Consider the following 15,392-nt stretch of genomic DNA (forward strand, 5'->3'; position numbering starts at 1 on the left):
CGGGGGACACCGCGCCACGCAAGCGCAACGCACATAGTGTCCGCGAGTATGATGGCGGGCACGCATAAAAGTTTAGTTTTTCTTCAGCCGGCAACTTTGCGCCGCGCGCGCAGTGCTTGCCGGCTGGCAAATTGGACATTTCTGTCCCGTCTCCAGCACAAGAAGCCTGCCATGTCGACCTTCCCCGAGTACCGCCCGCGCCGCATGCGCCGCGACGATTTCTCCCGCCGCATGATGCGCGAACATCGCCTGTCGCCGGACAACCTGATCTACCCGGTGTTCATCCTCGACGGCCAGAACCAGCGCCAGTCCGTGGCGTCGATGCCGGGCGTCGAGCGGGTCTCCGTGGACCTGCTGATGCCGGTGGCCGAAGATTGCGTCAAGCTCGGCATCCCGGTGCTCGCGCTGTTCCCGGTGATCGACCCCTCGCTGAAAACGCCCGATGGCATCGAGGCCATCAATCCCGACGGCCTGGTGCCGCGCGCGGTGCGGGCGCTGAAAGACCGCTTTCCCGAACTCGGCGTGCTCTGCGACGTTGCGCTCGATCCCTACACCAGCCACGGCCAGGACGGCGTGCTGGATGAAAACGGCTACGTCATCAATGACACCACCGTGGAGATCCTGGTGCGCCAGGCGCTGGCCCAGGCCGACGCGGGCGTCGATATCGTGGCCCCGTCCGACATGATGGACGGCCGCATCGGCGCGGTGCGCACGGCGCTGGAAGACAACGGCCACATCCATACCCGCATCATGGCCTACTCGGCCAAGTACGCATCGGCCTTCTACGGCCCCTTCCGCGATGCAGTGGGCTCGGCCGCCAACCTCGGCAAGGGCAACAAGATGACCTACCAGATGGACCCGGCCAACACCGACGAAGCGCTGCGCGAAGTGGCGCAGGACATCCTCGAAGGCGCCGACATGGTGATGGTCAAGCCCGGCATGCCTTACCTCGATATCGTGCGCCGCGTGAAGGACGAGTTCCGCTTCCCGACCTACGTCTATCAGGTCAGCGGCGAGTACGCGATGCTGAAGGCCGCCGCGCAGAACGGCTGGCTCGACCACGACAAGGTCATGATGGAATCGCTGCTGGCCTTCCGCCGCGCCGGCGCCGACGGCATCCTGACCTATTTCGCACGCGACGCCGCGCGCCTGCTGGCCGCCTGACCTGCATCGCACGATCGCTCTATCGCTCTGTGGGAACCCAAGCGCCTATGGAACTGCTCGGCTTCTCGGCCAGCCAGGTACACCCGCTCGCCTCGCTGACCGAAGCGGCCAGCTTCCTCGGCGGCAATGCCGCCGCGCTGTTCGTCTGGGCGGACTTTTCCACCGAGGAAGTCACGGCTGCCCCGGACGCCTGGCGCGAGAACGTGCGCCAGCTCGCCGGCGCTTCGGTCCTCGACCTGCACCTGGCCGACGCCACCAATGCCGCGCATCCGTCGTATTTCGACACGACCAACGCGTATGACATGGTGATCTTCCGCAAGCTGACCTTCGAGACCAGCCGCGCGATCGCCGAGGCCGAGCCGCAGGAGGCAACGCCGGCCAATGACCCCAGAGCGTCTGGCGATGCGACGACGGCGCGTGCGCGCCGGTATCCGCCGGGCTTCCTGCCCGCACTGGCCAAAATCGATACGCAGCCGGTCACGTTCTTCGTCTTCGATACGCTGCTGGTCACGGTACGCAACGGCCCGTCGCGCACCGTCGACCAGGTGCGCCAGCGCCTGCTCGAGCTCTGCCAGGCGCCGCGGCCGCAGGCGTCGCCCGCGCGCGGCAACGGCCAGACGCTGCTGCACGGCGTGCGCCCGCCCAACCGGCCCGAGGATCTGATGCTGCGCCTGCTCAATGCGATGGTGGACCGCTATCTGGAACTGCGCGCCCCGCTGACGCGCCAGCTCGACCGCTGGCAGCGCGCGCTGCTGAACTCGCGCCGCAGTTTTTCCAGTTGGGAGGGGCTGCTCGACGCGCGCATCCAGCTGCGCAAGCTGGAGCACCTGAGCGAGGAACAGCGCGACGCGCTGCAGGAATTCCGCGACAGCCTGCTCGACAACCGCTACAGCAGCGACCAGCACGGCACCCCGGTAGATGTCCCGGGTCGCGACGAACTGTTGCTGGTGCGCATCAACGACGTGATGGAACATATCCAGCGCGTGCTCGCGCATGCGCGGCGGCTGGAGGATTCAATCGAGTCGGCGGTGCAGATCCACTTTTCGGCGGTGGCCCACCGCACCAACCGCACCATGCGCATGCTGACGCTGATCACGGCGCTGTTCATGCCGCTGACGCTGATCACCGGCATCTTCGGCATGAATTTCGAGCGCATGCCCTGGCTGCAGGCGCCGGACGGATTCTGGTGGTCGATCGGCCTGATGGGGGCGGTGGTGGTGGTGCTGGGCGCGCTGTGGGCCGTGGCGCGGCAGCTGGAGCACTAGCGCAGGCGCAGGTACACCTCAGGTGCTGGTGCGCTTGCCGAAGGCGCGCTCCAGGCTCTCCAGGAAGCGGTTGGCCGACTGGTAGCCAATCACCCGCACCGGCCGCTCGCGCCCATCCGATCCGAACAGGATGATCCCCGGCGGCCCGAACAGCCCGAAGCGCTTGAGCAGCGCCTTGTCGTCGGCATTGTTGGCGGTCACATCCGCCTGCAGCAGCACGATCTCGGACAGCCGCGCGCGCACGCGCGGGTCGACGAAGGTCATGCGCTCCATTTCCTTGCAGCTGACGCACCAGTCGGCATAAAAATCGAGCAGCACCGGCTTGCCGGCCGCGGCGGCCTGCGCCACGCGGGCATCCAGTTCCGCGACGCTGCGCACGCGCTCGAAGCGCACCGCCTGAGCGGCGCCCGCGCTTTCCACACCACCGCGGCCTGCGCTCAGGTGCGACAACGGCTGCAGCGGATCGCGCCCGCCCGACGCCACGCCGATCAGCACGATGGCCGCGGCGATCGCGAACAAGACACCAAGCCCCTTGCCCACGCGCGCCAGGTTGCGCGGATCGGCCCCGAGCCCGTCAAAGGCGCCGAGGAACACCGCGGCCACCAGCAGCAATGCCGCCAAAAGCAGCATCGTCGTCCATGCCGGCAGCACCGGCCCGAGCATCCACAACGCCACCCCCAGCAGCAGGAAGCCGAAGAAGCGCTTGGTCACCTCCATCCAGCGGCCTGCGCGCGGCAGCAGGTTGCCCGCACCCACGCCCACCAGCACCAGCGGCACGCCCATGCCGATCGCCATCGCAAACAGCGCTGCGCCACCGATGACCGCATCGCGCGTCTGCGCGATATAGGCCAGCGCCCCCGCCAGCGGCGCGGTCACGCAGGGCCCGACGATCAGCGCGGAGATCGCGCCCATCGCTGCCGCGCCAGCCACCTGACCACCCTGGCGGCGGTTGGACGATTCCGTCAGCCGCGCCTGCCAGCGCTGCGGCAGCTGCAGCTCGTACAGGCCGAACATCGACAGTGCCAGCGCCACCATCAGCGCGGCGAACAGGCCCAGCACCCATGGCGTCTGCAGCGCGGCCGACAGGCCTTCGCCCAGCAGCCCTGCAGCCACGCCGACGGCGGTGTACACCACCGCCATGCCCAGTACATAGGCCAGCGACACCACCAGCGCACGGCTGCGCGTGACATGCTCGCCGATGACGATCGACGACAGGATCGGCACCATCGGCAGCACGCACGGCGTGAAGGTCAGCAGCAGGCCCAGGCCGAAGAAGAGCGCCGCGATCAGGCCCATGTTGCGGCTCGCCAGCGCGCCGGCGATGCGGTCGGAGTCGTCGGCACGCAGCGATGCGGCGGCAGCCGGCTGGGCTGGCTGGGCCTGCAGCGGGGCGGCAGCGGTCGCATCGGAGCGCCCGCGCTTGCCGAACAGGTCGGCCAGGCCGGTGCCACCGACCTTGTAGACGCTTTCCATCGGTGGATAGCACAGGCCCTTGTCGGCGCAGCCCTGCGAGGTGACCGTCAGCGTCCACTTGCCGTCCGCCGGCGCCGCCGCCACCGGCACGCGGATGGTCACGCTGTCCCGGTACGTCTCCATCTCCTTGCCGAAGGTGTCGTCGAACTTGACCTTGCCGTGCGGGAGGTCCGGCGTGCCGAGCTTCACGGCGGCAGGCTCCGTCGCAAAGGCGAATCGCTCCCGGTACATGTAGTAGCCGGGCGCGACATCGAAACGCACCTCCACGGTGTTGTCGTCGATCTGGCGCGCGGCGAAGCGGAAGGCTTGCTCCGGCGGCAGGAAGTCGTCCTCCGTTGCCGCCAGCGCCGCACCAGCCAGGCAAAGCCAGGCCAGTACCGCCAGCAGGCCTGCGGCAATATGCCGCGCCTGAACCAGCCCGCGTGCCCGCTCCGGAAGTGCCAAACCGATGTTCATGAAGCTGTTTCCTGTCTGTCCTGGCCGATGGGCCCTGCCGTACCTACTGCTGCGCGGCAGCCCCCTTCGCCCATTATCCCGCCGCCTGCGCGCCGGTATCCGTCTCGCTGCCAACCCACGCCAGGTACGGTGCAAAGCCCGCCGTCACCGGCACGGCGATGATCTCCGGCACGTCATAGGGGTGATGTTGCCGGATCACGGCCTCGAGTGCAGCGTAGCGCGCGCGCGTGGTCTTGATCAGCAGCGGCCATTCGCGCGCCTGCTCCAGCACGCCTTGCCACCAGTACTCGGATTCCACCGGGGCCAGACGGTTCACGCAGGCCGCCGCGCGCGCCTCCAGCACTGTCCGGGACAGCCGCGCTGCCGTCTCGGCATCAGGGGTATTGGTGATCACCACGAGCACCTCCGCGGGGTCGGGTGACTGGCTGGCATCGGGCATCGGCACTCTCCTGGTACGGCTGGCAAGGGTGGCACGGGCGGCTGGCGCCCAAAACAAAAGAGCCAGGCGGATGCCTGGCTCGATTGTAAGCGGTGTGCCCGGAACCGTCTCACGACGGCAGCGGGCAGGAAACGCACTTATTCCGCGGCTTCTTCGGCCGGGGCTTCGGTGATTTCCGGGCGATCCACCAGTTCGACCAGCGCCATCGGCGCATTGTCGCCCTGACGGAAGCCGAACTTCAGGATGCGGGTGTAGCCGCCCGGGCGGGTGGCGTAGCGCGGGCCCAGTTCGGTGAACAGCTTGGTGACCATGTCGCGGTCGCGCAGGCGGGCGAAGGCGAGGCGGCGGTTGGCAACGGTGTCCTTCTTGGCCAGCGTGATCAGCGGCTCGACGACCTTGCGCAGTTCCTTGGCCTTGGGCACGGTGGTCTTGATCAGCTCGTGCTGGAACAGCGAGTTGGACATGTTGCGCAGCATCGCGAGGCGGTGCGACGAGGTGCGGTTCAGTTTCCGCAGACCATGACGGTGACGCATGATGATTCCTTTCAGTTAAGTGTTTGACCAGCTCTTCTATCGTCCGATACGGGCGGACGCGGGCCGGTAGTCATACGAGCCCCGGCCGAAGCCAGGGCGGTTACCGCGGTGCAGGGGCTAACGCCCCCGCGCCACAATTACTTTTCCAGACCTGCGGGCGGCCAGTTCTCGAGCTTCATGCCGAGGGTCAGGCCACGCGAGGCGAGGACTTCCTTGATCTCGTTGAGCGACTTGCGACCCAGGTTCGGGGTCTTCAGCAGCTCGTTCTCGGTACGCTGGATCAGGTCGCCGATGTAGTAGATGTTCTCGGCCTTCAGGCAGTTGGCCGAACGCACTGTCAGCTCCAGGTCGTCGACCGGGCGCAGCAGGATCGGATCGATCTGCGGCGTGCGGCTCGAAGCAGCCTCGGCTGCCGACTCGGTGCCTTCCAGCGCGGCGAACACGGACAGCTGGTCGACCAGGATGCGGGCCGACTGGCGGATCGCTTCCTCGGGCGAGATCACACCGTCGGTTTCGATGTTCATCACCAGCTTGTCCAGATCGGTACGCTGCTCCACGCGAGCGGATTCAACGGCATACGACACGCGGCGCACCGGCGAGAACGAGGCGTCCAGCACGATGCGGCCGATGACCTTGCCCGACTCGTCGCCGAACTTGCGCACGTTGCCCGGCACGTAGCCACGGCCCTGCTCGACCTTGATCTGCATGTCCAGCTTGCCGCCGGCCGACAGGTGGGCGATCACGTGGTTCGGGTTGATGATCTCGACGTCGTGCGGCAGCTCGATATCGGCAGCCGTGACAACGCCTTCGCCATCCTTGCGCAGCGACACCGTGACTTCATCACGGTTGTGCAGCTTGAACACCACGCCCTTCAGGTTGAGCAGCAGGTTGACGACATCTTCCTGCACGCCGTCGATGGTGGAATACTCGTGGACCACCCCAGCGATCGTGACTTCGGTCGGGGCATAGCCGACCATCGACGACAGCAGCACGCGACGCAGGGCGTTACCGAGCGTATGGCCGTAGCCGCGCTCGAACGGCTCCATCACGACTTTGGCGTGATGGTCGCCCAGAGGCTCGACGGCGATGATTTTTGGCTTGAGGAGTGCTGTTTGCATTAGGTTGTCCTTTTCAATACCCTCGGCTCGTTACACCGATAAGGCTGACGTTTGGAACCTGAAAATACCCATCGTAACGATGGGCGAAGCCCGACCGCGCGTAGCGCGCGTCGGGCTGAAAGAGAAGCTTTGCGGAGAACGCAAGCGCTGGGCCGTCTGCCTCGCGGATTAACGCGAGTACAGTTCGACAATCAGGCTTTCGTTGATGTCGCCAGAGATATCGGCGCGATCCGGAACTTGCTTGAAGGTACCTTCGAATTTCTTGGCATCCACGGCAACCCAGGTCGGGAAGCCCGACTGCTCGGCCAGCGACAGCGCTTCGGCGATACGGACTTGCTTCTTCGACTGCTCGCGGATGGCGATGATGTCGCCCGACTTGATCTGGGCCGACGGCACGTTCAGGGTCTGACCGTTCACCAGGATCGCCTTGTGCGAAACCAGCTGGCGCGCTTCAGCGCGGGTCGAGCCGAAGCCCATGCGGTACACCACGTTGTCCAGGCGCGATTCCAGCAGTTGCAGCAGGTTTTCGCCGGTGTTGCCCTTGCGGCGATCGGCTTCGGCGAAGTAGCGGCGGAACTGGCGCTCGAGCACGCCGTAGATGCGCTTGACCTTCTGCTTTTCGCGCAGCTGGTTGCCGTAGTCCGAGGTGCGTGCACCCGAGGTGCGGCCATGCTGGCCCGGCTTGCTGTCCAGCTTGCACTTGTCGGCCAGCGAGCGGCGCGAGCTCTTCAGGAACAGGTCGGTGCCTTCACGGCGGGAAAGTTTGGCCTTCGGGCCGGTATAACGTGCCACGTTGTCTTCCTTTGATCGATCACGGCGCCTTCTTGACGCGCCGCGAGTCCGCCAACGCAGTACCTCCCGGAAACCCGGGAAGACCGTGACGGACGGTGGGCTTATGAAGCGCGACCTGGCCTGTTGGGGCCGGGATACGACGCTGAAAGCATTTACAGTGCATCGACACCGGAATGTGCTTTATGCGACATTCCCTCGATGCAAAACGAAAACCTGCCGCATCAAATGCAGCAGGTCAACGCGCCATACTACCATATCCGAAACCGGCAGGTAAACCCACCGGGCTCGGACACGCCATCGCTTAGATGCGGCGGCGCTTCGGCGGACGGCAGCCGTTGTGCGGAATCGGCGTGACGTCTTCGATGATCGCGATCTTGATGCCCAGCGCGTTCAGCGCGCGGACAGCCGACTCACGGCCAGGGCCAGGGCCCTTGATGCGCACTTCCAGGTTCTTGATGCCCTGGTCTTGCGCCACGCGGCCGGCGTTCTCGGCAGCAACCTGGGCAGCGAACGGGGTCGACTTGCGCGAACCCTTGAAGCCCTGGCCACCGGCGGTCGCCCACGACAGGGCATTGCCCTGACGGTCGGTGATCGTGATGATGGTGTTGTTGAACGAGGCGTGGACGTGCGCAATGCCGTCGGCAACGTTCTTCTTGACCTTCTTACGCGCGCGAGCGGCGTTATTCGGACCTTTTGCCATTAGTTTCTTCCTCTGCCTTCGGCTTTACTTCTTCAGAGCCACGCCGGCCTTGCGCGGACCCTTGCGGGTACGTGCGTTGGTACGGGTACGCTGACCGCGCATGGGCAGGCCCTTGCGGTGACGCATGCCACGATAGCAACCAAGGTCCATCAGACGCTTGATGTTCATCGTGGTTTCACGACGCAGGTCACCCTCGACCGTGACCTTGCCCACTTCGTCACGAAGCTTTTCCAGGTCGGCGTCGGTCAGATCCTTGACCTTCTTGTCAAACGGTACACCGGTGGCCTCGCAAATCTTGCGGGCGCGCGAGCGGCCGATACCGTAAATGGCGGTCAGGCCGATTTCGGTATGCTTGTGGTTCGGGATGTTAACCCCTGCGATACGTGCCATTCGTCAATCCTCTTTCCGATTAGCCTTGGCGTTGCTTGTGGCGGGGATCCGACGAGCAGATCACGCGCACGACACCGTTGCGCTTGATGATTTTGCAGTTGCGGCAAATGCGCTTAACAGAAGCCAGCACTTTCATAATTTTCCTCTTCCTTCAATTCCTGTTCGCTCACTTCGTCCGGAAGACGATTCGTGCGCGCGACAGATCATATGGGGTCAGCTCGACCGTCACCTTGTCACCCGGAAGAATCCGGATGTAGTTCATTCTCATCTTGCCGGAGATGTGGCCCAGCACTACATGGCCATTCTCCAGCTTGACTCGGAACGTCGCATTGGGCAGGTTCTCCAGGACCTGGCCCTGCATCTGGATGACGTCGTCTTTTGCCATACCTAGCCTGTACCGATCCGAAGTCAGCGCAAGGTCAGATTACCCTTGAAATTCGCCTTCTTCAGCAGCGACTCATACTGCTGCGACATGACATAGGACTGAACCTGGGCCATGAAGTCCATCGTGACGACCACGATGATCAGCAGGGAGGTTCCGCCGAAATAGAACGGAACGTTCCAGCGCAGCACCAGGAATTCCGGCAACAGGCAGACCAGTGTGATGTAGATCGCACCAGCCAGCGTCAAACGCACCAGGATCTTGTCGATATAGCGCGTCGTCTGCTCGCCCGGACGAATGCCCGGAATGAAGGCACCGCTTTTCTTCAGGTTGTCTGCCACTTCACGGCTGTTGTAGACCAGGGCCGTGTAGAAGAAGCAGAAAAATACAATCGCAGCAGCGTACAGCAGGATGTAGACCGGCTGGCCCGGCGACAGCGTGGCAGCCAGGTCCTTGATGAACCCGCCCACCGATCCAGTCGCGTCAGACGTGAACCAGCCCGCGATCGTTGCCGGGAACAGGATGATCGACGACGCGAAGATCGGCGGAATCACCCCTGCCATGTTCAGCTTCAGCGGCAGGTGCGACGACTGTCCGCCGTACACCTTGTTGCCGACCTGACGCTTGGCATAGTTCACCAGGATCTTGCGCTGGCCACGCTCGACGAACACCACTGCGAAGGTCACACCGATCACGATCGCCACGATGAAGATCGCCGCGATGATGCTCATGGAACCCGTGCGGACCAGTTCGAACAGTCCGCCGATCGCGTTGGGCAGGCCCGCCGCGATACCGCCGAAGATGATGATCGAGATGCCGTTGCCCAGACCCCGCTCGGTGATCTGCTCACCCAGCCACATCAGGAACATCGTGCCGGTCACCAGCGTGATCACCGCCGTGGCCCGGAACATCAGGCCAGGATCCAGCACCAGCCCCGGCTGCGACTCCAGCGCCACCGCAATCGACAGCGCCTGGAACGTGGCCAGGACCACGGTGCCGTAGCGCGTGTACTGCGTGATCTTGCGCTGGCCTGCCTGCCCTTCCTTCTTCAGCGACTCCAGCTGCGGCAGCACGATCGTCAGCAACTGCATGATGATCGACGCCGAGATGTACGGCATGATGCCGAGCGCGAAGACGGTAAAGCGCGACAGCGCCCCGCCCGAGAACAGGTTGAACATCCCGAGGATGCCACCCGACTGACTCTGGAAAAGCTTCGCAAGCTGCTCCGGATCGATACCGGGCACCGGAATATGAGCGCCGATGCGGTACACGATCAGGGCCAGCACCAGAAACATCAGCCGGCGCTTGAGGTCGCCGTACTTCGCCGTGTTCCTGGCTTGCGCGCTTGCATTGGGTTTCGCCGTGGCCAAACGATGCTCCGACTATGACTGCCTATGCTGCGATAAATGCCTTGTCAGGCTGCGATCTGGCCGCCAGCGGCTTCGATCGCGGCCTTGGCGCCAGCGGTGGCGCCCAGACCCTTGATCGTCACCTTGCGGGTCAGCTCGCCGGCCTTGATGACCTTGGCGCTCTTGACCAGGTCGCTGACCAGGCCAGCCTGCTTCAGAACCAGCAGGTCGACTTCGGCCGCTTCCAGGCGCTCGATGTCACGCAGCGTGACTTCGGCGGTGAACGCCTTGGTCAGCGAGGTGAAGCCGCGCTTCGGCAGGCGACGATACAGCGGCATTTGACCGCCTTCGAAACCCACCTTGTGGAAGCCGCCCGAACGCGACTTCTGACCCTTGTGACCGCGACCGGCGGTCTTGCCCAGGCCGGAGCCGATACCGCGGCCGACGCGACGCTTGGCGTGCTTCGAACCGGCAGCCGGTTTCAGGTTGTTCAGTTGCATCTTGCTCTCCAAGTCCCGATCAGGCCAGAACCTTCACCAGGTACGAGACCTTGTTGATCATGCCGCGCACGGCGGGCGTGTCCTGCAGCTCCGACACCGAGTTGATGCGGCGCAGGCCCAGGCCACGAACGGTGGCGCGATGATCCTCGCGCGTGCCGATCAGGCTGCGCACGAGTTGCACTTTTACGGTTTTCTGCGACATTGCGTTCACCTTAACCCAGGATGTCTTCGACCGACTTGCCACGCTTCGCGGCGATTTCGCCCGGCGTGCTCATCTTCTGAAGGCCGTCCAGCGTGGCGCGAACCATGTTGTACGGGTTGGTGGAGCCGTGCGACTTGGTCACCACGTTGGTGACGCCCATCACTTCGAAGATCGCGCGCATCGGGCCGCCGGCGATCACGCCGGTACCTTCCTTGGCGGGCATCATCAGCACCTTGGCGGCGCCGTGCTTGCCAACGACTTCGTGTTGCAGCGTGCCGTTCTTCAGCGAGACCTTGACCATCTTGCGACGGGCTTCGTCCATTGCCTTCTGAACAGCAACCGGCACTTCCTTGGCCTTGCCCTTGCCCATGCCGATGCGGCCATCGCCGTCACCAACCACGGTCAGCGCTGCGAAACCGAGAATCCGGCCACCCTTCACCACCTTGGTGACACGGTTGACCGAGATCATCTTCTCGCGGAGGCCGTCGTCGCGTTCGTCCTGTTGGACTTTTGCTTGCATCTTTGCCATGACGTATCTCTCTCTATGCGCTTAGAACTTCAGGCCGGCTTCGCGGGCGGCGTCTGCCAGGGCCTTCACGCGGCCATGGAAACGGAAGCCGGCGCGATCGAACGCGACGGTTTCCACGCCGGCAGCCTTCGCCTTCTCGGCGATGCGCTTGCCAACCACGGTGGCGGCAGCGGCGGTAGCGCCCTTGCCATCCAGTTCCTTGCGCACTTCCACCTCTGCGGTCGAAGCCGAAGCCAGCACCTTGGTGCCGCACTCGGAGAAGACCTGGGCGTAAATATGCGAATTCGTACGGAACACGGTCAGACGATTGACTTTCATCTCCGCGATCTTGGCGCGGGTCTGACGTGCACGGCGCAAACGAGCGTCTTTCTTGTTCATCATTGCACCCCTTACTTCTTCTTGGTTTCCTTCAGGATGACGCGCTCGTCGCTGTAGCGCACACCCTTGCCCTTGTAGGGCTCAGGCGGGCGGTACGCGCGGACTTCCGCGGCAACCTGACCGACTTTCTGCTTGTCCGCACCCTTGATGATGATCTCGGTCTGCGTCGGCGTTTCCGCCTTCACGCCTTCCGGCATCTCATGGATCACGTCGTGCGAGAAACCAAGCTGGAGCTTCAGCGCAGCGCCTTGCAGCTGGGCACGGTAGCCCACGCCAACGAGGTTCAGCTTGCGCTCGAAACCGGTGGTCACGCCCTTGACCATGTTCGCCGCCAGGGCGCGCATGGTGCCTTGCAGGGCGTTTGCTTCACGCGACTCGTCAGCCGGCGAGAAGGTCAGCGTGTCGTTCTCGACATTGACCTTGACCAGGCTGTGGATCGGTTGCGACAGCGTACCCAGCGGACCCTTCACGGAGAGCACGCCAGCTGCCACGTTCACTTCCGCGCCCTTGGGGAGCGCGATGGGAGCCTTACCTACACGGGACATGGTTCTCTCCTTAAGCGACGTAGCAGAGAACTTCGCCGCCCACGCCGGTGGCGCGAGCCTTGCGGTCGGTCATCAGACCCTGCGGGGTCGAGATGATCGCCACACCCAGGCCGTTCATCACTTGCGGGATGTCGCTGCGGCCCTTGTACACGCGCAGGCCGGGCTTCGAGACGCGCTCGATGCGCTCGATCACCGGACGGCCGGCGTAGTACTTCAGGCCGATGCTCAGTTGTGCCTTGCCGCCATCTTCCTGGACGGCGTAATCGTCGATGTAGCCTTCGTCCTTCAGGACCTTGGCGATTGCCACTTTCAGCTTCGACGACGGCATGACAACCGACGCCTTCTGCACGCCCTGGGCGTTGCGGATGCGCGTCAGCATATCGGCGATAGGATCGCTCATGCTCATACTGTTTCTCCTGTAGCCTGTGCGTAATTACCAGCTGGCTTTCGTCAGACCCGGGATTTCGCCCTTGAAGGCGATTTCGCGGATCTTGTTACGCGCCAGGCCAAACTTGCGGAAGGTACCGCGGGGACGACCGGTGATCGCGCAGCGATTACGCTGGCGAGTCGGGTTCGCGTTGCGCGGGAGCTGTTGCAGCTCGAGACGCGCGCTGTAACGCTCTTCTTCCGACTTCTCTTGGTCGTCGATAATGGCCTTGAGGTTGGCGCGCTTGGCGGCGTACTTCGCCACCAGCTTGGCGCGCTTCTTCTCACGTTCAATCAGAGCCAGTTTAGCCACGGTTACCCCTTAATTGCGGAACGGGAACTTGAACGCACCGAGGAGTGCCTTGGCTTCCTCGTCGTTCTTTGCCGTCGTCGTGATGCTGATGTTCAGACCACGCAGTGCGTCGATCTTGTCGTACTCGATTTCGGGGAAAATGATCTGCTCTTTCACACCGATGTTGTAGTTGCCACGACCGTCAAACGAACGGCCCGACACACCACGGAAGTCACGCACGCGCGGCAGGGCCACGGTGACGAAACGATCGAGGAATTCGAACATGCGCTCGCCGCGCAGGGTCACCATCGCACCGATGGGGTAGCCCTGGCGGATCTTGAAGCCGGCGATGGCCTTCTTGGCCTTCGTCACGACCGGCTTCTGACCGGCGATCTTGGTCAGGTCGCCGACGGCGTTTTCAATGATCTTCTTGTCATTGATCGCTTCGCCAAGGCCCATGTTCAGGGTGATCTTGGTGATGCGCGGCACTTCCATGACCGACTTGTAGCCGAACTGTTCGATCAGCTTCGGCACAACCTGTTCTTTGTAAAACTCTTGCAGACGTGCTGCCATGCTCAACTCCTAAACGTGCCCAGAATCAAGCTGCCACGACGGCGCCGGTGGTCTTCAGCACGCGCACGCGCTTGCCGTCTTCCACCTTGATGCCGACGCGCGACGGCTTGCCATTGGCATCCACGAGCGCAACGTTGGAAATATGCAGCGGCATGACCTTGTCAACCACGCCACCGGTGGTGCCCAGCATCGGGTTCGGGCGCGCATGCTTCTTGGCGATGTTCACGCCCTGCACCGCAACCTTGTCACCGAGCACGGCCTGCACGGTACCGCGCTTGCCCTTGTCCTTGCCGGTCAGGACGATGACTTCATCGCCTTTGCGAATCTTGTTCATGTCGGCTCCTTACAGCACTTCCGGAGCGAGCGACACGATCTTCATGAAGCGCTCGGTACGGAGTTCACGAGTCACCGGCCCGAAAATACGGGTGCCGATCGGCTCGAGCTTGTTGTTCAGCAGGACGGCGGCATTGCCGTCGAACTTGATCAGCGAACCGTCAGCGCGGCGCACGCCCTTGGCGGTACGCACGACGACGGCGTTGTAGATGTCGCCCTTCTTCACGCGACCGCGCGGCGCTGCGTCCTTGACGGTCACCTTGATGATGTCGCCAACGCTTGCGTAGCGGCGCTTGGAGCCACCCAGCACCTTGATGCACAGCACTTCGCGCGCACCAGTGTTATCGGCCACTTCGAGCCGGCTTTCTGTCTGAATCATGGTGTTTGTCTTCCCAACTTAATCCGCCAGGTGCCATAGCGCCCGTCGGTCAGTCTTGGTCCCGTCGGTTCCGGCCTTGCGCCAGCACCGTATGGGTTGATCAACTTTGAAGTCGGTAGGAGCCTGGCAACTTGACTGATGTCGAATCGCTTGGCCCTGGCTCGCTCAACAGGCCCGCCCGGGTGGTACTGCTAAGGCGAACGCAATAAAGCGGAAGTCCAGGATTATAGCTACATAATCCTGGACTTGCAAGTCAAGCTAAGAACGTGTTGTTCTTAGATGACGCGTGCAGCCTCTACCAGCCGGGAAACCACCCAGGACTTGGTCCGCGACAGCGGACGGCCTTCCTGGATTTCGACCTTGTCGCCTTCCTTGTACTGGTTGGCTTCGTCGTGTGCGTGGTACTTCTTGGAACGCAGCACGTACTTGCCGTACAGGGGATGCTTGACGCGGTTTTCCACCAAGACCGTAACGGTCTTGTCCATCTTGTCGCTCACGACACGGCCGACCAGGGTACGGCGAAGCGACTTTTCCGTTTGTGCAGCTTCAGTCATTTCGCGTTCGCCTTTTCAGTCAGCACGGTTTGCACGCGCGCGATGTCCTTGCGAACCTTCTTCAGCTGGCTGGTGTTCTGCAGCTGTTGGGTTGCCTTTTGCATGCGCAGGCTAAATTGGGCCTTCAGCAGCTCGGAGAGCTCCTGGTTCAGGCCTGCGGCGTCCTTGCCGCGAAGTTCGGATGCTTTCATCCCTGCTCTCCTTACGTCCCGACCTGGCGCACCACGAAATTGGTGGCGATCGGCAGCTTGGCCGCTGCGAGGCGGAACGCCTCACGCGCCAGCTCTTCGCTCACGCCATCCATTTCGTACAGCATCTTGCCCGGCTGGATTTCAGCCACGTAGTACTCCGGATTGCCCTTACCGTTACCCATACGGACTTCAGCGGGCTTCTTCGAGATCGGCTTGTCCGGGAAGATCCGGATCCAGATGCGGCCGCCACGCTTGATGTGACGGGTCATCGCACGACGTGCCGACTCGATCTGGCGAGCCGTCAGACGGCCACGGCCCATGGCCTTCAGGCCGAATTCGCCGAAAGACACGGCGTTGCCACGGGTAGCCTTACCCGTGTTGCGGCCTTTCTGCTCCTTGCGGTATTTTCTGCGCTTAGGTTGCAGCATC

At 63.3% G+C, this 15,392-nt stretch carries 25 protein-coding genes; 2 read left to right on the plus strand and 23 right to left on the minus strand.

From position 1 onward, the window contains the following. Positions 1 to 171: 171 nt before the first annotated feature. Positions 172 to 1,164 carry a porphobilinogen synthase gene (hemB, locus tag AC5WJ1_RS15625; RefSeq protein ID WP_063241266.1) on the plus strand — a complete coding sequence of 331 codons (993 nt, stop codon included), beginning with the start codon at positions 172 to 174 and terminating at the stop codon, positions 1,162 to 1,164. 47 nt (positions 1,165 to 1,211) lie between these two features. Then, positions 1,212 to 2,429 carry a magnesium transporter CorA family protein gene (locus AC5WJ1_RS15630; RefSeq protein WP_195431104.1) on the plus strand — a complete coding sequence of 406 codons (1,218 nt, stop codon included), beginning with the start codon at positions 1,212 to 1,214 and terminating at the stop codon, positions 2,427 to 2,429. A gap of 18 nt (positions 2,430 to 2,447) precedes the next feature. Here AC5WJ1_RS15630 and dsbD read toward each other — a convergent pair whose 3' ends face one another. The 23 genes from dsbD to rplP form a co-directional block, all read right to left on the minus strand. Then, on the minus strand, positions 2,448 to 4,358 hold the full coding sequence (gene dsbD, locus AC5WJ1_RS15635) for a protein-disulfide reductase DsbD (protein WP_135706072.1): 1,911 nt from the start codon (positions 4,356 to 4,358) through the stop codon (positions 2,448 to 2,450). Positions 4,359 to 4,431: 73 nt separating this feature from the next. Continuing rightward, positions 4,432 to 4,797: a divalent-cation tolerance protein CutA gene (gene cutA / locus AC5WJ1_RS15640; protein WP_133093431.1), complete on the minus strand. Its 366-nt coding sequence runs from the start codon at positions 4,795 to 4,797 to the stop codon at positions 4,432 to 4,434. A 137-nt stretch (positions 4,798 to 4,934) separates the two neighbouring features. Continuing rightward, positions 4,935 to 5,330 (minus strand): 50S ribosomal protein L17, encoded by a 396-nt coding sequence (gene rplQ / locus AC5WJ1_RS15645; RefSeq protein WP_010812373.1) that lies wholly within the window; start codon positions 5,328 to 5,330, stop codon positions 4,935 to 4,937. 137 nt (positions 5,331 to 5,467) lie between these two features. Next, positions 5,468 to 6,448, minus strand: coding sequence for a DNA-directed RNA polymerase subunit alpha (locus AC5WJ1_RS15650; protein WP_010812374.1), 981 nt, complete (start codon positions 6,446 to 6,448; stop codon positions 5,468 to 5,470). 168 nt (positions 6,449 to 6,616) lie between these two features. Beyond that, positions 6,617 to 7,240 carry a 30S ribosomal protein S4 gene (gene rpsD, locus AC5WJ1_RS15655; protein WP_133093430.1) on the minus strand — a complete coding sequence of 208 codons (624 nt, stop codon included), beginning with the start codon at positions 7,238 to 7,240 and terminating at the stop codon, positions 6,617 to 6,619. Between the two features lie 301 nt (positions 7,241 to 7,541). Beyond that, positions 7,542 to 7,940 (minus strand): 30S ribosomal protein S11, encoded by a 399-nt coding sequence (rpsK, locus tag AC5WJ1_RS15660; protein ID WP_010812376.1) that lies wholly within the window; start codon positions 7,938 to 7,940, stop codon positions 7,542 to 7,544. 24 nt (positions 7,941 to 7,964) lie between these two features. After that, the gene (rpsM, locus tag AC5WJ1_RS15665; RefSeq protein ID WP_008642961.1) at positions 7,965 to 8,330 is read right to left on the minus strand and encodes a 30S ribosomal protein S13; all 366 of its coding nucleotides are present in this window, start codon (positions 8,328 to 8,330) and stop codon (positions 7,965 to 7,967) included. A 19-nt stretch (positions 8,331 to 8,349) separates the two neighbouring features. Then, positions 8,350 to 8,466, minus strand: coding sequence for a 50S ribosomal protein L36 (gene rpmJ, locus AC5WJ1_RS15670; RefSeq protein WP_008642959.1), 117 nt, complete (start codon positions 8,464 to 8,466; stop codon positions 8,350 to 8,352). Positions 8,467 to 8,496: 30 nt separating this feature from the next. Further along, positions 8,497 to 8,715 (minus strand): translation initiation factor IF-1, encoded by a 219-nt coding sequence (infA, locus tag AC5WJ1_RS15675; protein WP_116320343.1) that lies wholly within the window; start codon positions 8,713 to 8,715, stop codon positions 8,497 to 8,499. Between the two features lie 23 nt (positions 8,716 to 8,738). After that, the gene (gene secY, locus AC5WJ1_RS15680; protein WP_029047589.1) at positions 8,739 to 10,082 is read right to left on the minus strand and encodes a preprotein translocase subunit SecY; all 1,344 of its coding nucleotides are present in this window, start codon (positions 10,080 to 10,082) and stop codon (positions 8,739 to 8,741) included. A gap of 44 nt (positions 10,083 to 10,126) precedes the next feature. Further along, a complete protein-coding gene (gene rplO, locus AC5WJ1_RS15685; RefSeq protein WP_063241272.1) occupies positions 10,127 to 10,561 on the minus strand; it encodes a 50S ribosomal protein L15 in 435 nt (144 codons plus the stop codon). A gap of 19 nt (positions 10,562 to 10,580) precedes the next feature. Further along, complete coding sequence (rpmD, locus tag AC5WJ1_RS15690) at positions 10,581 to 10,763, minus strand: 50S ribosomal protein L30 (protein ID WP_010812381.1); 183 nt, start codon at positions 10,761 to 10,763, stop codon at positions 10,581 to 10,583. A gap of 10 nt (positions 10,764 to 10,773) precedes the next feature. Next, positions 10,774 to 11,292 (minus strand): 30S ribosomal protein S5, encoded by a 519-nt coding sequence (gene rpsE / locus AC5WJ1_RS15695; protein WP_006160449.1) that lies wholly within the window; start codon positions 11,290 to 11,292, stop codon positions 10,774 to 10,776. Between the two features lie 21 nt (positions 11,293 to 11,313). Next, positions 11,314 to 11,670, minus strand: coding sequence for a 50S ribosomal protein L18 (gene rplR / locus AC5WJ1_RS15700; RefSeq protein ID WP_010812382.1), 357 nt, complete (start codon positions 11,668 to 11,670; stop codon positions 11,314 to 11,316). Between the two features lie 11 nt (positions 11,671 to 11,681). Then, on the minus strand, positions 11,682 to 12,215 hold the full coding sequence (rplF, locus tag AC5WJ1_RS15705) for a 50S ribosomal protein L6 (protein WP_133093429.1): 534 nt from the start codon (positions 12,213 to 12,215) through the stop codon (positions 11,682 to 11,684). A 10-nt stretch (positions 12,216 to 12,225) separates the two neighbouring features. After that, positions 12,226 to 12,621 (minus strand): 30S ribosomal protein S8, encoded by a 396-nt coding sequence (rpsH, locus tag AC5WJ1_RS15710; RefSeq protein WP_010812384.1) that lies wholly within the window; start codon positions 12,619 to 12,621, stop codon positions 12,226 to 12,228. Positions 12,622 to 12,648: 27 nt separating this feature from the next. Continuing rightward, positions 12,649 to 12,954, minus strand: coding sequence for a 30S ribosomal protein S14 (rpsN, locus tag AC5WJ1_RS15715; protein WP_010812385.1), 306 nt, complete (start codon positions 12,952 to 12,954; stop codon positions 12,649 to 12,651). Positions 12,955 to 12,963: 9 nt separating this feature from the next. After that, positions 12,964 to 13,506, minus strand: coding sequence for a 50S ribosomal protein L5 (rplE, locus tag AC5WJ1_RS15720; RefSeq protein WP_010812386.1), 543 nt, complete (start codon positions 13,504 to 13,506; stop codon positions 12,964 to 12,966). 25 nt (positions 13,507 to 13,531) lie between these two features. Continuing rightward, positions 13,532 to 13,840, minus strand: a complete 309-nt coding sequence (gene rplX / locus AC5WJ1_RS15725) for a 50S ribosomal protein L24 (protein WP_010812387.1) — start codon at positions 13,838 to 13,840, stop codon at positions 13,532 to 13,534. A 9-nt stretch (positions 13,841 to 13,849) separates the two neighbouring features. Beyond that, positions 13,850 to 14,218 carry a 50S ribosomal protein L14 gene (gene rplN, locus AC5WJ1_RS15730; RefSeq protein ID WP_010812388.1) on the minus strand — a complete coding sequence of 123 codons (369 nt, stop codon included), beginning with the start codon at positions 14,216 to 14,218 and terminating at the stop codon, positions 13,850 to 13,852. Positions 14,219 to 14,493: 275 nt separating this feature from the next. Then, positions 14,494 to 14,772 carry a 30S ribosomal protein S17 gene (gene rpsQ, locus AC5WJ1_RS15735; RefSeq protein WP_010812389.1) on the minus strand — a complete coding sequence of 93 codons (279 nt, stop codon included), beginning with the start codon at positions 14,770 to 14,772 and terminating at the stop codon, positions 14,494 to 14,496. Next, positions 14,769 to 14,963, minus strand: a complete 195-nt coding sequence (gene rpmC, locus AC5WJ1_RS15740) for a 50S ribosomal protein L29 (RefSeq protein ID WP_008642937.1) — start codon at positions 14,961 to 14,963, stop codon at positions 14,769 to 14,771. The genes rpsQ and rpmC overlap by 4 nt, the downstream gene beginning before the upstream one ends. Positions 14,964 to 14,974: 11 nt before the next feature. Continuing rightward, positions 14,975 to 15,391 (minus strand): 50S ribosomal protein L16, encoded by a 417-nt coding sequence (gene rplP, locus AC5WJ1_RS15745; protein ID WP_006576240.1) that lies wholly within the window; start codon positions 15,389 to 15,391, stop codon positions 14,975 to 14,977. Position 15,392: the final 1 nt, after the last annotated feature.

Source organism: Cupriavidus sp. MEYA8, assembly GCF_059278825.1.